This window comes from Pseudoalteromonas aurantia 208, assembly GCF_014858725.1.
GTDB lineage: Bacteria > Pseudomonadota > Gammaproteobacteria > Enterobacterales > Alteromonadaceae > Pseudoalteromonas > Pseudoalteromonas aurantia.
In genome coordinates, this window is sequence record NZ_AQGV01000015.1 from 1,117,246 (window position 1) to 1,132,649 (window position 15,404).

The window sequence follows — 15,404 nt, forward strand, 5'->3', positions numbered from 1 at the left end:
ACAAGGAATACTTTATGAACTTAGAAGCTATTTGGGCTGATTATCAAAGTAGCGTTAAGGCATTTTTGTACAAGCATATTTCAAACCCAAGTGATGTCGAAGACTTATTACAAGACATTCTGATCAAAACTTATCAAAACCTAGGTACAGTGAAAGATACGAAAAAAGTTAAATCCTGGGTATTCCAAATCGCGAATCATGCAATTATAGACTTTTACCGTAAACGAGCGACTATCTCTAAAATAAATGAACAGGTGCTTTGGTATGAAACAAATGAGGAAGATATCTATAGTCAACTTTCTCACTGTGTCACTGCATTTATTAACGGGTTACCTGACAGTGAAGCAAAGCTACTTACCGCAATTGATATTGATGGCATTTCACAGAAGGATTATGCAGCCTTAAACGGGATGAAATACTCAACATTAAAGTCACGGGTAAAAAAAAGCCGGCAAAATCTGAGCGAATTATTTAATCAATGTTGTGAATTATCGATAAATTCAAAAGGGGAATTAATCGATTTTGATAAGAGAGATAAAAAATGCTCATCCTGTTAAGCGCATTTTGTTAATCGCACTATTCGTTTACTTTATGTTAATTGTTTACGCCTCGAGACGCATAGGTAAGGCCACTTATCTATCACGGCTAACTCTCATCAGCACAGCATTCGTCTTGTAAAAATGCGATAACAGACAGTAATTTTTCATACTCAACAACACAGTAAAGTGTTCTACCCTCACGTCTTTGTTTAATTAACCCAGCAGAAGCTAAACTTGAAATATGGTGTGACAATGTAGAGCCAGGAATTTGTAAATCTTCTTGAACAACTCCAACAGCAATACCTTGTTCACCCGCTTTTACTAGCCGCTTAAAAATAGTTAACCGTGTTGGGTGGCCAAGTTCCTTAAGTGCTTTAGCAATCGTTTCTATTTCCAAAATAACACCTCAAAAATTCTTTATATTTCGATATTACTAGAAATGCATTGACAATGATACTGTTTCCTATATATTTCGATATAACTAGAATTGTGGAATTGTTTTTAATCATGAATATCACAGAAAATATGGTGTTTGAAGCACTGCACATGTTCGTTTTTCTGGCTATTGAGTTAACCGTACTATTTTTACTGATTAGCTATCTTGTTGGGGTACTTCAAGCGTATATCCCGCCAGATAAAATACGGGACATATTAAGTAGTAAAAATGGTAAGGGGTACATTATTGCAGGGTTTCTTGGCGCTATTACGCCTTTTTGTTCATGCTCAACTATCCCATTTTTAAAAGGGTTGCTAAGAGCTAAAGCAGGCTTTGGCACTATGATGGTATTTCTATTTGCCAGCCCCTTACTTAATCCAATTATTATCGGGTTATTTGCAGTAACATTTGGATGGAAAGTCACTGTTTTTTATTTTGTCATGGCTATGGGCGTGTCTGTGGTCGCAGGGTTTTTGTTAGAAAAGCTAGGCTTTGAGAAGTATATCCGTCCTGAAGCTTACGTCGAGCCTAAGATAAGTCGTTGTTCTGCGAGTGGTCGTAAGGAAAGTAAACCAGTAAACAAGTGGTTTGAAATATGGGTTGTGACATGGGCTGATTTCAAAAAAGTACTGCCTTTTTTAGTAGGAGGCATTGCGGTTGGTTCATTGATCTATGGCTTTATGCCTACTGAATTTGTAGTAAGAGTCGCCAGTGATGGCAACCCATTGGCAATACCCTTTGCTGCGATAATTGGGATCCCATTGTATATACGTGCTGAAGCAGTGATCCCATTAAGCGCAGCATTAGCAGCCAAAGGTATGGGATTAGGGGCGGTCATGGCGTTGGTGATAGGTAGTGCTGGAGCAAGCCTTACTGAAGTCGTGTTATTAAAATCTATTTTTAAAAATCAGATGATAGTTGCATTTTTAGTCGTGATTTTGTCAATGGCTGTGAGTGCAGGCTACTTATACTCATATCTTTTTTAATCGTGATATCTACAACAGGTTTAGAATATTCAAAATAGTCATATCAGTGAATTGAAGCTGGTATGCATAAAGTAGAGACAATAGGCGTTTGTTGCATGTGACGTATACAGCGAAACTGAAAGTTGTTTTACGTCTTTATCATAATAGCGACGTCTTATTGTTGTTAGTTATAAGTGTAAAGAGAGGATATATGTTTCAAACTACCCCAAAACATACCAATACTCGTCATAAATTCATAAAGAGCGATAGCAAGATGCTACAGCAAATTTATGGTACAGATGATGTTACACCTTATTGGATAGCTGATATGGATTTCCCTATAGCTTCTCCAATAACGAATGTAATGCAGCAATTAGTTAACCGTGAGCTGTATTCTTATGAATTCGATTCTCAAACTGTTTTTGAGGCTATTTCAACATGGAATAAAGAACGGCATAATCTTGATTTGAAGCCAGAGCATTTTGTACAAGTTCCAGGAGTACTAAGTGCCATTGCAATGTTGATACGTGATTTCACTCATGAAGGGGATGGTATTTTAATCCAAACACCCGTATACCACCAATTTCGTAGATTGATTGAATCAGCAGGGCGGCAGGTAATAAATAACCCTTTAAAAATTGAGGGTGACCAGTATGTTATTGATTTCGAAGATTACGAAGAACAGCTGAAAAGTGGAAATATAGCAATGATACTGTTGTGTAATCCACATAATCCAGTTGGTAGGGTATGGACTAAATCGGAATTACAGAAGCTTGTTTCGATTGCAAAAAAGTATAATACAACAATAATTAGTGACGAGGTGCATGGTGATATTATTTTTGACGGCGCGAGATTCACAAGTATTGCATCGTTAGATTATAACAATAGCTTAACAATTATCGGTTCACCTGCAAAAAACTTTGGATTAAATAGTATCTCAAATGGTTACATTTACAGTGATAATCAGATGCTACGAGAAAAAATTAGAGCAACGTCGAGTTCTATGTCGCTAGACCATGCAAATGCAGTAACTATGTATGCCACGATTGCAGCATATCAACATGGTCAAGAGTGGTTTGATGGATTTTTGAATTATACACAAACAACCCGTAACTGGATTGTTGACTTTATGGCCAAGCAGCTTCCCCAAGTTAAAACATTTTCACCACAAGGTACAAATCAAATTTGGTTTGATTTTTCTGGGTTGGGTTTGAAACCAAAACAATTAAAGGCGTTGTTAACTCTAGAAGCTAAAATAGCGTTAACACCAGGCACATGGTTTGGTGAGGAGGATGAAAATTTTTATCGTATGAACTTTGCATCTCCGTTAGAAAAGGTACAAGCTTCGCTTCAATTACTTAAATCTAAAGTGGGTTGAAGAATAGGTGATATTGAAGAGGGGGTTGCTAATTTTTGCATTTGCCTGAAATGAATCTCGACAATGCTGTCGGCTAAGTGGGCCATTGTTGGGCGGTAGGTATGTAGCTCATTTATTCTTTTAATTATAGAGTGATATAATGATGTACATCACAACCTCAGTTTGTGATGTACCCATATGTTATTGACAGAGCAATGTTTTACGTTGCTCTCGATTCATAAATGTCCACGCTATAAATCGACTTTGTTTTTGTCCTTGAGCCATTTTTATCACTTTAACCTCAACAGGTTGCAATTTATTTAGTGCTTTTTTGAGTGGCTGTAAATTGTCTTTGTTAGAGACTAATGACGTAAACCACACGCATTGCTGTGAAAAAAGCCTACTTTCATTGATCATTGTTTTAATAAATCGCAGTTCACCACCCGTACACCATAGCTCAGGTGCGTGCCCGCCAAAATTAAGTGTTTTTGGAGGGGTCTTTCCTAAGTTTTTCCATTTACGCTGAGTGCCTGCGCTTGCTGCTTTTTCGCTGCTATGGAACGGGGGATTACACATGGAGAAATGCAGCGTTTGATTTGGCATAATGACATTTTTGAAAATAAACTCTGCGTTAGGTTGATGAATGACTTCAATAGGTAATTTGTTTGCTGTACAAATTGTTTGAGCACTTTTCACTGCTTTTAAATTAATATCAGAGCCAATAAATTGCCACTTGTATTGCGCATTTCCAATGAGCGGGTAAATCACATTTGCGCCGGTGCCAATATCAAGCCCATATATTTGACAAAGATTGTCTTGCTTGCAGGTCATGTCACACTCTAACAGGTCAGCAATACCGTGAATGTAATCGGCTCTTCCTGGTACTGGTGGACATAAAAATTCGTCTGCTATATCCCAATACTTAACGCCGTAATGGTGTTGTAGCAGTGCTTTGTTTAGGGTCTTCACTGCAGTTTTATTCGCAAAATCAATGCTGGTTTCCCCTCGGGGTGTCACTATGGTGAACTGGGATAACGCAGGCAGTGTGGTGATCAAAGCTTTAAAGTCATAGCCCTGTTTATGTTGGTTTCTTGAATGCATATAAATTCTAGCTGTGTTTGATTTTTACATTATAGCGAAGTCATAGACATCTCGACTAGCACTGAATTTTCTTTATGTGTCGTTATGCAATTGATGGAAGTGAATTCAACTGGTACGATGAGAGGGGTTGATAATAATAATGATGAAATAATGATAAAACAAACCTCTTTATACTGCGAGTTAACAAACCAACAAACACTGCATTTAAGACATATTTATAAAGAAGGCGTAAACGGGCCTTGCATTTTTTTTATGCATGGTGCAGTTGAGAACGGCAAAATCTTTTATTCAGAAAAGAATAAGGGGTTGGCTCCTTACTTAGCAGAGCAAGGGTTTCATTGCTATGTTGCTGACTTAAGAGGACGAGGTAAAAGCCTGCCTGCAATCTCTAAGACATCGATGTATGGTCAGACAGAAGCGATCTTAGAAGATTTCCCAGCAATGCTTGCGTTTATTGAAAGTCATCATGGCAGTTTTCCTAAATACTGGGTTGCACATTCATGGGGCGGCGTATTAATGAATAGTTATTTTGCACGCTTTCCTGAGGTAATAAACAAGGTCGCATCATGTGTTTATTTTGGGTCAAAGCGCAGTTTATATAACCATCATATTAGTAAATATTTCCAGGCCAATTTATTGTGGTTTGGCCTCGCGCATTTATACACAAAAAAGTACGGCTTTTTACCAGCGAAAAAGTTGAAGTGGGGCAGTGACAATGAAACGCGTAAATCGCATCGACAAAGTGCTCTATGGGCAAAACGAGCCCCATGGGTTGATAGTGATGATGGATTTGATTACGCAAAAGTACTCAAAAATAAAGCGCTTCCACCGGTACTACATGTAGCTGGTGTTAATGACAAAGCCCTAGCTCAACCTGTTGATATTGAGAAATTTATTGATGAGTCGGGTTGCGGCATTCAAAAAATGACGATATACGGGCGAAAATATGGGTATAGCTTTGATTATGGTCATATTGATATGCTTACACATACGCTCGCCCATCAAGATCAGTTTAAAGACCTCATATCATGGTTTACTCAGTATTCTGAGCCGGAAGTAATTGTGACATAAGTTTTTCATAATGACGCCAGTTTGACCTTGGGGCTTGGTTTATAGGTTGGCGAACTTGAGATTTACTCAAAGTGTGCACTTTATGTCGAGCTTTATGAAACTCTAAACACTGAGGTTGAAAATCTTGATACATAAAATTCAAAACTTTCCGTATTTGCATAGTTGGATCGTCTAATAGATCTTCGTAACTTAAGCTATAGATGCTTCGAGGCACCATGGCTTTAAAATGATGCATGGTGTCGTCGTGGTATTGGGCATACAATTGGAATTCACTGAGAGAACAAAAATAGGGCTCGTTCTCAGCAAAGTGATTGCTAAATACTGACCAAGCAGTGGCATTGAAGCTACGAGTTAGGTGAATGATACGGGCCTCAGGAAACAATTTATAGATGAGCCCAATATTCTGAAAATTCGCAGGGAGCTTGTTTATTACAGTTTGTTCGCCGACACGATGCTTTTTGACTTCATCAATATAGAGTGCGCGGCAGTGGTCCAACACTGAAGTAGTCAAATTTTGTAAACATTCAGGAAAAGCTGATTCTGAGCGATGCATTAAAAAAGGAACTAGTTTATCACTAATAACTGTACTCTCTCCCATGCTCCCGATATTGCTATGTTGAATAAGCATCTGCTCTAATAGCGTTGAACCAGTTCTTGGTAGTCCTAGAATAAAGGTGGGTACAAATGTGGTTTTGACTTTGTCATTAGGGGATTGAAAAAAGTCACTGTTACAATGAGCTTTGATACTGTCAAAAAAGGGTTGCATATATTCGGTGCGAAAATCACAGTATTCTAATTGCGTACTATTTGCCAGCTTAAAATAATCAAACGCTTGGTTGAAATCATCTAGCCTGTGACAACATTTAGCTAGCGCATAATAGACCACCACTTTTAAGCGGTTGTTATCATATTCATTCAGCAATTCGTGTAAAGGCGTTAAATAGCCATCAAGATTTGCTTTGGGCGCTATCTGCACGAGTTCATAGAGCATAAAAGCGGTGACTGCGCCTTTTGGGCAGGTGATACCTTTTTCAAATGTACGTCTAGCGTTGTCGATGAAACCATGATCCAAATAAAATTGACCAAGCTGATAATGTGCTTGTGAATTATGCTGTGCGACGGTTAGTGTATATTCAAGCACTGTTTTGGCATCAACAGGTGAACCTGCTTCAATAAATGCGTCAGCAAGGGCAAACAATGGATCGAGCATTTTAGGGAGGTATTCACAAGCTCGTTTTAAATAATAAATCGCGCTATCGTATTCTTCTAAGCGCATACAAATCCGGCCCAACCCAAATAAAGCAGGCCCATTCTTTTGGTTCTCTTTCAAGACCGCCTTAAACATAAATTCGGCTTCTCGAAGTTGGTTATCGGCCAATAACTCGTTGGCTCTTTTAAGTAGTAGCATGTATTTTTTATAAACGGATATTCAATAGTTAGATAATAAAAATAAAAAGGCGAAATAGCTATTGCCATTTCGCCTTTGCTGCTGGGTTACAGTAAATTAGAACGTATATGTTGCTTTAACGTAATAGAAGCCACCATTAATCCCGTACGGAGAGGTTTCATAATACTTTCCACCCCAGTTATTATTCGGAATGCCTGTTGCACCCACAAAATCTAACTTTTCAGGCTCTTGGTCAAATAGGTTGTTTGCGCCGACACTGATACTCACTGACTCAGTTGCAAAATAGGTGACTTCAGCATCGATAGTTACAGAAGCATCAGCAATTTTTGCAGTTTGGTCGAAATCAACGTGTACGCCTTGATACTCACCAAAGTAGTTAGCACGTACGAATGAAGACACGGTTTCCCACTGCGAAGACCACGTAAATGATGAGCGGTGTTTAGGTAAGTCTTCTTCTAAGCGTTTTACTTTGAAGTCACCGGTAATTGCAGAAAACTTATCTACCGTAGTCTCATTCCAGTTGTAAGCAAATGCAAATGTTGAGTAACCATCTAATAAATCCATAGAGTAGTTTGCAACAACGTCTACACCCTGCGTCGTGGTATCAAAGTCATTGGTGAAAAAGCTTACTTGGGCTAATCCATCAACATTTGGTACGCCAGCCGCTTTAAGTGCTGTTTTGTCTGCCTGTGTCAGCTCAATCTTTTCTGATTGACTAATACGGTCAGTTACTTCGATGTTGTAGTAATCTACTGTTAAGAATAAATCACCAGATTGGTAAACGGCACCAAACGTATAGCTTTGCGATTCTTCTGGTTGTAGTTCACTACCACCAAGTTGCACTGCGATCGGATTTGTCGGTGGTAATAAAGCTGAATCAACTAAAACTCCACTGCTTAAGTTGGTTTGTACGTTACTTACATTTGCTTGGCCAACTGTGGGTGCTCTAAAACCAGTACTGATTGAACCTCGCAGAGATAAGTCGTCGGTTGCTTGATATTGTGCAGTTACTTTGTAGTTTGTGGTAGAGCCAAATGAATCGTAATCTTCATAGCGCAGTGCCCAACCCATCAAAAACTCGTCAGTAAAAGGTGTTTCAATATCGATATACGCGCCGTAGTTACGACGGGTAAATACACCTGCTGCTGAAGGCTGGAATCCTGGGAAGCCATTTGACCCAATACCAAAACCTTGTTGTGTTAATGGGCCTGGTAAGAATGAGGCTTCATCACCTGAAACGACTTCGAACGACTCCTCATGCCACTCAAGACCAGCCGCAACGTTGACTTCATAGGCTAAATCGAAATCGTAGCCTTTTGAAATATCAGCATTAAAATTCTTTTCTAGTTGAATATATTTACCTGGGCTGAAATCTTGTGGGCTATCTGGGCCTAAAGATGCATTCACTGTGTTAGTAATAAAATACCGTGATTCATTGCGTCCCACAGAGCCGCTTAAGTCGAAATATGCACCTTCAAAGTAACCTTCATCGATTTCACCTTTTGTACCAACAGTGAAAGAGGTATCTGTTATGTTACCACCAAAAAACGGCGTGAAACCAGCCGGTAATACTTGGTTAAATGCAAAACAATTGGCAGCAGTCAGTGAATCTAACGCAGCTTGATCAGGTAAACCATTACTGCCAATTTCGACAACAGGGCAGTTTAATTGTTGATCATAGCCATCGAGTGAGCCAACGAGTATGGTAGGCATTGCGGCATCCCATAACTTTTGTTGTTCAACATCATTAGGATCGCGGCGTGAAGGTGTGCCATTTACATTACGTATCACACCTCCGTATACACCTGGGCGAGTTGTTGGGTTACGATAGTAAAATCCACCTCGTACATCTCGTTCAGAGTAGTTACCAAACATATAAAATTGGTCATTGTTTGATAAGTCTAAACCGACATTAGCAAATAAAGAGATATCATCATTAATTTCAGGTGCACCCCAAACTTGGGCTGGGTCTCGAACGCCTTCTAAGCCTGCCGAAGCAAATGCTGCCGCATCAGGGCGTTGTACGCTGCGACTCGTTGGATCGGCTTCTTTGTATTGGAAACTTAAGTTCGCGAAACCGTCATCAGAAAAGGGTAAACCAACGTTACCTTCGTACGTTGTTGCGTCACCGTCTCCTTCGAAGTATTGACCTTTCTTAACTGAGAAACTGCCGCCTTCAGATGCATCTTTTAAAACAAAGTTAATTACACCTGCAATTGCATCAGAACCATATTGTGCAGCTGCACCGTCACGTAGAACCTCAACTTGTTTCAGTGCAATACTGGGTATCGTTGAAATATCTGGTCCTTGGGCTCCATCATTGATGCCACCGCCCAAAAATGCAATAACAGATGAACGGTGACGACGTTTACCATTCAATAAAATGAGCGTGCTATCGGCTGGTAAGCCACGTAAGTTCGCCGGACGTACTAAAGAAGCGGCATCACTAATTGGATTTTGGTGAACATTTAGCGATGGCACGGAGCCTTTTAGTAACTCAAGCATATCATCGCCACCACCTTTTGATAGTTCCTCGCCACCGATGATGTCGATTGGAACTGGTGAGTCACCAACCGAACGAGGCGCAGCCCGAGAGCCAACGACGGCAATTTTTTCTATTTTCTTGTCGGTTGCTTCATCCCCCTCCGCAGCGATAGCTGACGTTGACATAATGCCCATTGTGGCAGTTGAAGCTAGCGCGTACGTTAAAGCACGGCTTACCTTATTTAATTGTAATTTCATCCTGTTTCCCCAGTTGTTCTATTGTTGTCATAAGTTAAATAGAGCTCGGTATTATTATTTGAGCTTCTGAATATATACATATCATTAACTTAGGATGCAAATTAAATTTGCATCTTTTCAAACTTAGCAGTGTTTTTAATAAAGGCAAATATTTTGATAAGTTTATGTAATTAAATGAGGTTTTTGGTTGTTTTTTGAACTTTTCATCGAGGGGAATCAGTATTTTTCTAAAGGTTTAGTTAGATTTCTCCAATATTTCACTCTTTTGAACGCTTATTATCCATGCTTTTCGAGCGACACGGTACTCATCCCATACACAAGGACAGCAACTGCCGCCCCCACAGCAATCATCAGAACGTGGCTTGATTGGTTCTGGAAGGGGAGTATCAATATTTTGATTATTAAGCTCAGACATAATGCGTGCAGTAATTAAGACTAAAATCACATAGTAACATAGGTCTTTCTTTTGCTACACTGTCTTCATTATACATACGTGTTTATAAGTGATAATGCGCCTAATTAGAGTAGTTCATAAGGCTCCGTTGAGAGTTGCAAAAATAACAAAGCGAAAACAACAAGTGCGCTTGAGGCGTACAATGTTGGCTCTTAAAGGTGCTTTAGCTCAAGAAAAGCAAGAGACAAAAGAGATGCTCACAATCTATAAACGCTATACGATGGGGGAAGGAAATAAATCAGACTTAAAGGTGGCGAATAAGCAGCTCGTCGATATTTTGAAAGGGCTTGGTCTTGGTGTGTTTGCTGTTTTACCGTTTGCGCCTATTACGATTCCATTGATCGTAAAATTAGGACAATGGGTTGGTGTTGATGTATTACCGAGTTCTTTTTCCGTCAATAACAAGTCAAATCATAACCGTAAATAAGTGATCTCGAACGCGTAACTTGGTATTCTAAATTTAGAATTTACCAGATAGAGAGTATTATGCGCGGATTACTTGTCCACTCTGATCAAGGAACACCCTTACACTTTGTTGAGAAAGCCCAATTAGACAATTGGCTAAACAACCAAACTCAATATGTTGCGAATGTAGTTAATGCATGTCGCAGTCAATCATCACCAGTATTTACCATTACAGATGTGAATAGCAGCGAATTGCAGTTGGTCCTGTGTGTAGTGGATGAACTGGAAAGCATGTGGTTAGCTGGAGATCTTGCTAAGCAATTACCGAAAGGTCAGTATCAAATTCAAGGAGCACATGAGTTTGTAGAGCAACAGGCGCTTAGCTTTATTCTCGGTGCTTATCAGTTCTCAGCTTATAAATCGTTACCTAAAATAGAGGCGTGCTTAGCAGTCAGCGACGCGGCAATATTTAAGAAAGTATATCAACAAGCTGAGTCAATTTACTTAGTTCGAGACTTAGTGAATACACCAGCGGCAGATATGATGCCTCAGCATCTTGCTGAGACAATGATTGAGCTAGCAGAGCGCTTTGATGGGCAGTTTAACGAACTGATTGGTGATGAGTTACTCGAACATAATTATCCGACTGTGCATATGGTTGGACGTGCAAGTGATAACAAGCCACGGTTGCTAGATTTGGTTTGGGGGAATGAGTCGCATGCAAAACTCACCCTAGTGGGCAAAGGCGTTTGTTTTGACTCGGGTGGCTTGGACTTAAAACCAGCTGCTGGTATGCGCAATATGAAAAAAGATATGGGCGGAGCTGCTCATGTTATCGGTTTAGCACAAATGATTATGGCTGCTAATTTACCGGTACGCCTAAGAGTGTTAGTACCTGCTGTTGAAAACGCGGTGTCACGCAATGCATTTAGACCAGGTGATGTTATTAAAACGCGTAAAGGTATTACTGTAGAAATTGATAACACAGATGCTGAAGGGCGTTTGATCTTGTGTGATGCACTCGCAGAAGCGCAAAATGACAAACCTGACTTGTTAATGGATTTTGCGACACTGACGGGCGCGTGCAGAGTTGCGTTAGGTACTGAGTTACCAGGCTTTTTTAGTACAGATCACACTGTAGCAAGTGGGCTTGTTGAACAGGGGTTACTTAATCAAGATCCCGTTTGGCAGCTGCCTTTGTTTGATCAATACAAAGGATTATTTAAAAGTGAAATAGCTGATATTTCTAACTGTGGTTCAACCCCATTTGGTGGCGCTATCACGGCTGCACTGTACTTAAAAGAGTTTGTTGAACCTGCACAAACACCTTGGGTACATTTTGATGTGATGGCTTGGAATGTTCGCTCATTACCGGGTCGTCCAGCAGGTGGGGAAGGGTTAGGCTTACGTGCAACCTTTTCTTATTTAGAAAAACGTTATTCGGCATAATATTGCAAGAGTGTGGTGATCCACACATCGCACTCTTGCGCTTCTATATCTTGTGCTCAAGGTATAATTCAAAGCGGTAAACATAGTCTTGTTGTCTATGTTTTCGGATCCAAATAAATAGTCGCGTTAACCAGCTCTGCTAGGTCAGCCTAACTTAAGTCTGTACATTACCATCAAGTATATATGATTCGAAGAGAATAGGGACACCAAAGGCTAAAGGGACCATTTGCTTTGTAGAGCGAACAGTTTAAATAAAAATTCCAAGACTATTGTAAGCAGAGCCTTTACCAATAATGAGTAAATATTGGTAAAGGGTATACCTAACTTTCAGTTATTTCGCTGGAATATTTTCTAATATCGCTTTCATTTGCTGCCAATATAGGCCAACGGTATCAATTTTCACCTTTTCGTCAGGTGAATGGGGGAACTTGATAGTTGGACCAAAAGATATCATATCCATTTCGGGATAAGGCTTTTTGAATAATCCACACTCAAGGCCGGCATGGATCACCATGATATGTGGTTTTCTTCCGTAAATACCTTCATACACATCGCGGAAAATATGCAGTATTTTCGAGTCAGGCTCAGGTTTCCAACCCGGATATGCGCCTGAAAATACGATGTTGGCGCCAGCTAACTCTGCCAATGAATTTAGGTGCCCTTCAACGTCAGAGCGACCTGAGTCGATTAAAGAGCGAATTAAGCACAGCACTTCGAATTCGTCGGTACGTGTATTGATCACACCCATGTTAAGTGATGTCTCAACGACACCAGCAATATCGTCACTCATTCTGATCACGCCATTAGGACATGCATTCATAAGCGCTAAAACTCGCTGCTTAGTTTCGTCGCTCATTGGTAATTCAGTGGAGGATGAAGGTGTGCAGTCGAACGTTAAAGTTGTTTCGATAGAGGCAAGTTCTTGCGAGATAAGTTGAAGGTATTCATCGACGGAAGTTTCAAAAGCAGTAAGTTGAGAGGTCGCGATCGATATTTCAGCATAAGCTTCTCGTGGAATCGCATTTCTTAATGAACCGCCTTTAAAGCTAATGAGCTGAAATGGGGTGCTCTGAACATGGTTCTTTAAAAAACGTGAAAGCAACTTATTAGCATTGGCACGACCAGTATGAATATCGACACCTGAATGGCCTCCTTTGAGTCCTTTTAAAGTGAGTGTAACAATGGTTTGGTGTTCACTAGCCTGTACTCTGTCAATTGGTAAGGTGATCGTAGCATCTACGCCACCGGCACAGCCCATGTAGATTTCACCTTCTTGTTCTGAATCGGTATTTAATAATATTTCGCCTTCTAGATAGCCAGCTTCTAAGCCAAAGGCACCCGTCATACCTGCTTCTTCGTCGATCGTCAGCAGCACTTCAAGAGGGCCATGATTTATGTCATTTGCAGCAAGTACAGCTAGGCAAGATGCCATTCCCATACCATTGTCTGCGCCTAGGGTTGTGCCAGTTGCAGTAACCCATTCTCCATCAACATATGGACGGATCGGGTCTGTTGTGAAGTCATGATCAACATCGTCGTTCTTTTGTGGAACCATATCAATATGTGCTTGTAAAACAACCGGTGTGATATTTTCCATGCCAGATGTAGCTGCTTTTCTGATGAAAACATTACCAGTAGGGTCTCTTCGAACGTCCAGACCTTGCTCATTTGCCCAGTTAATAATGAATTGTGCAAGCGCTTCTTCATATTTTGATGGATGTGGAATAGCGCAAATTTGATCGAAGAACTGCCAAATAGCCTTTGGTTCAAGTTGAGCGATTTCAGTGTGTTGGGTGAACAAGGTTGTCCCCTTAAGTGAGTAAAGTTTTTATTATTTTACCACTGGATTAGGGGACAAAGGAATAACTTTATTGACATGCCTTTACAGCATGCTCTATTAGCTGTAGGCCCGTTTTATCGGTATCAGGCAGTTTGGCGTCACTTATATTAATAGGGGTTGTGCGCTCACCCCACTTAATGTAGCTTGCCGCCCATGTTAAGCCTGCGCCAAATGCTGCAGACATAATATTACTATGTGGCTTTATCAAACCCTGCTCTACAGCTTCACATAATGCAATGGCAATCGTCGCAGCCGAGGTATTACCGTATTTATCGATGTTAACCATGACTTTGTCATCGTTTATATCAAGGCGTTGTTGCATTGCCTGGATAATTCGTAAGTTTGCTTGATGCGGAACCAGAACATCGATATCAGATAAGGTTAATTGAGCTTGATTTAGCACGTCATCACATGCTTCACTCATGCCTTTTACAGCGCGTTTAAAGATTTCACGACCTTCAAAAAGTAATTCAGAAGGGCCTGTTGGATTATATTTATTCATATCGGTACCATAATTTTCGATGTGAAGAATATTGCGATCAGTGCTATCGCATCCGGTTTTAGACCCTAACAGACCGCTAGGTGTTTCGCTTGCTTCAAGCACAACAGCGCCTGCACCATCGCCAAAAAGGACCGCACTATCACGTTTTGCCCAATTGACATACCAAGTCATGCGCTCTGCTGCAACAACGACCGCGCGTTTAATCATACCAGCTTGAATTTGCGCCGTCGCATTTTGTATAGCATACAAAAATCCAGAGCATGCGGCATTGGTATCGCATGCTGCTGCGCCTTGTGCCCCAATGTTTTTTTGTACCAAAGATGCGGTATTAGCAACCATCGTAGATGGTGTGCAAGTGGCCAGTAATACCAGGTCGATATCTGAGCCATCGATACCAGCACAGGCTAGCGCATGTTGACTGGCTACCGTTGCCAATTCAGCGGTGCTTACATGACTGACGCGACGTTCTTTAATGCCCGTTCGAGTTGTTATCCACTCGTCATTAGTCTCGACTATCTGACTGATTTCGTCATTAGTAATGGTTGCTGGAGGAATGCATTTCCCCCAGCCCGTAATTTTGGCATAAATCATAATTGTTCTCTATTCTTGTCTGACCAGTCGGGCTAACCCGCATTTATAGCAAACATTGCTTTTCAAAGCCAGTTGATATTGTTAAGCATATAACTGTGAACTAAACTTTCAATACTTTAGTTAAACTGTCCCGCTTATTTGTTATGACGACAAAAATATCTGAGTCTTTACTTGAACATTTGGTTGAACTTGAACGCATCTTATTAGAACCAAGTGTAAGGCAGTCAGTGAATAGGTTAGATCAGCTACTTAGCCCTAATTTTCACGAAATATCAGCCAATGGGTTAATGTTTAATAAAGCGCATATAATGTCTAGGCTACCCAGTGAGAAAGTGCCACAGTTTTATAATCAGTCATTTATAGGTCAAATGTTGAGTGCTGATATAGCGCAGCTCACTTATCACGCGGCATATCGGCACAGTGCTAGAGCACCCTTGCATTATTCGATTAGAATGTCGATATGGAAAAAGGTCGCTGAGCAGTGGCAACTTATTTATCACCAAGGAACTCCTTGCCCAGAGTTTGCACTACAATACGAATAGTA

14 protein-coding genes are annotated in these 15,404 nt (G+C 40.4%); 7 read left to right on the top strand and 7 right to left on the bottom strand.

Features of this window, described 5'->3' with window-relative positions:
- The first annotated feature begins 14 nt into the window (after positions 1 to 14).
- Positions 15 to 557, top strand: a complete 543-nt coding sequence (gene sigZ, locus PAUR_RS22915; RefSeq protein ID WP_192510031.1) for an RNA polymerase sigma factor SigZ — start codon at positions 15 to 17, stop codon at positions 555 to 557.
- Positions 558 to 645: 88 nt separating this feature from the next.
- On the opposite strand, the gene PAUR_RS22920 is transcribed toward sigZ, so the two are convergent.
- Positions 646 to 936, bottom strand: a complete 291-nt coding sequence (locus tag PAUR_RS22920; protein ID WP_192510032.1) for an ArsR/SmtB family transcription factor — start codon at positions 934 to 936, stop codon at positions 646 to 648.
- A gap of 110 nt (positions 937 to 1,046) precedes the next feature.
- Between PAUR_RS22920 and PAUR_RS22925 the strand changes: the two genes are divergently transcribed.
- Positions 1,047 to 1,961, top strand: coding sequence for a permease (locus PAUR_RS22925; protein ID WP_225738559.1), 915 nt, complete (start codon positions 1,047 to 1,049; stop codon positions 1,959 to 1,961).
- A 190-nt stretch (positions 1,962 to 2,151) separates the two neighbouring features.
- Positions 2,152 to 3,318 carry a MalY/PatB family protein gene (locus tag PAUR_RS22930; protein ID WP_192510033.1) on the top strand — a complete coding sequence of 389 codons (1,167 nt, stop codon included), beginning with the start codon at positions 2,152 to 2,154 and terminating at the stop codon, positions 3,316 to 3,318.
- Between the two features lie 180 nt (positions 3,319 to 3,498).
- On the opposite strand, the gene rlmF is transcribed toward PAUR_RS22930, so the two are convergent.
- Complete coding sequence (rlmF, locus tag PAUR_RS22935; RefSeq protein WP_192510034.1) at positions 3,499 to 4,398, bottom strand: 23S rRNA (adenine(1618)-N(6))-methyltransferase RlmF; 900 nt, start codon at positions 4,396 to 4,398, stop codon at positions 3,499 to 3,501.
- A gap of 150 nt (positions 4,399 to 4,548) precedes the next feature.
- Between rlmF and PAUR_RS22940 the strand changes: the two genes are divergently transcribed.
- Positions 4,549 to 5,469 (top strand): alpha/beta fold hydrolase, encoded by a 921-nt coding sequence (locus PAUR_RS22940; protein WP_192510181.1) that lies wholly within the window; start codon positions 4,549 to 4,551, stop codon positions 5,467 to 5,469.
- Here PAUR_RS22940 and PAUR_RS22945 read toward each other — a convergent pair.
- The 3 genes from PAUR_RS22945 to PAUR_RS22955 form a co-directional block, all read right to left on the bottom strand.
- The gene (locus PAUR_RS22945) at positions 5,432 to 6,877 is read right to left on the bottom strand and encodes a tetratricopeptide repeat-containing sulfotransferase family protein (RefSeq protein ID WP_192510035.1); all 1,446 of its coding nucleotides are present in this window, start codon (positions 6,875 to 6,877) and stop codon (positions 5,432 to 5,434) included. The two genes, PAUR_RS22940 and PAUR_RS22945, sit on opposite strands and share 38 nt — an antisense overlap.
- A gap of 96 nt (positions 6,878 to 6,973) precedes the next feature.
- Positions 6,974 to 9,619: a TonB-dependent receptor plug domain-containing protein gene (locus PAUR_RS22950; RefSeq protein ID WP_192510036.1), complete on the bottom strand. Its 2,646-nt coding sequence runs from the start codon at positions 9,617 to 9,619 to the stop codon at positions 6,974 to 6,976.
- Between the two features lie 235 nt (positions 9,620 to 9,854).
- Positions 9,855 to 10,034, bottom strand: a complete 180-nt coding sequence (locus tag PAUR_RS22955; protein ID WP_192510037.1) for an oxidoreductase-like domain-containing protein — start codon at positions 10,032 to 10,034, stop codon at positions 9,855 to 9,857.
- A 94-nt stretch (positions 10,035 to 10,128) separates the two neighbouring features.
- On the opposite strand from PAUR_RS22955, the gene PAUR_RS22960 reads away from it, so the two are divergent.
- Both PAUR_RS22960 and PAUR_RS22965 read left to right on the top strand, forming a co-directional pair.
- Entirely contained in the window at positions 10,129 to 10,500 is a 372-nt protein-coding gene (locus PAUR_RS22960; RefSeq protein ID WP_192510038.1) for a hypothetical protein, read from the top strand.
- 59 nt (positions 10,501 to 10,559) lie between these two features.
- Positions 10,560 to 11,927, top strand: coding sequence for a leucyl aminopeptidase family protein (locus PAUR_RS22965; protein WP_192510039.1), 1,368 nt, complete (start codon positions 10,560 to 10,562; stop codon positions 11,925 to 11,927).
- Positions 11,928 to 12,258: 331 nt separating this feature from the next.
- On the opposite strand, the gene PAUR_RS22970 is transcribed toward PAUR_RS22965, so the two are convergent.
- Together PAUR_RS22970 and PAUR_RS22975 are read right to left on the bottom strand one after the other, a co-directional pair.
- The gene (locus tag PAUR_RS22970; RefSeq protein WP_192510040.1) at positions 12,259 to 13,728 is read right to left on the bottom strand and encodes an aminoacyl-histidine dipeptidase; all 1,470 of its coding nucleotides are present in this window, start codon (positions 13,726 to 13,728) and stop codon (positions 12,259 to 12,261) included.
- Positions 13,729 to 13,795: 67 nt separating this feature from the next.
- The gene (locus PAUR_RS22975) at positions 13,796 to 14,860 is read right to left on the bottom strand and encodes a ketoacyl-ACP synthase III (RefSeq protein WP_192510041.1); all 1,065 of its coding nucleotides are present in this window, start codon (positions 14,858 to 14,860) and stop codon (positions 13,796 to 13,798) included.
- Between the two features lie 143 nt (positions 14,861 to 15,003).
- Between PAUR_RS22975 and PAUR_RS22980 the strand changes: the two genes are divergently transcribed.
- Complete coding sequence (locus PAUR_RS22980; protein WP_192510042.1) at positions 15,004 to 15,402, top strand: nuclear transport factor 2 family protein; 399 nt, start codon at positions 15,004 to 15,006, stop codon at positions 15,400 to 15,402.
- Positions 15,403 to 15,404 lie beyond the last annotated feature (2 nt).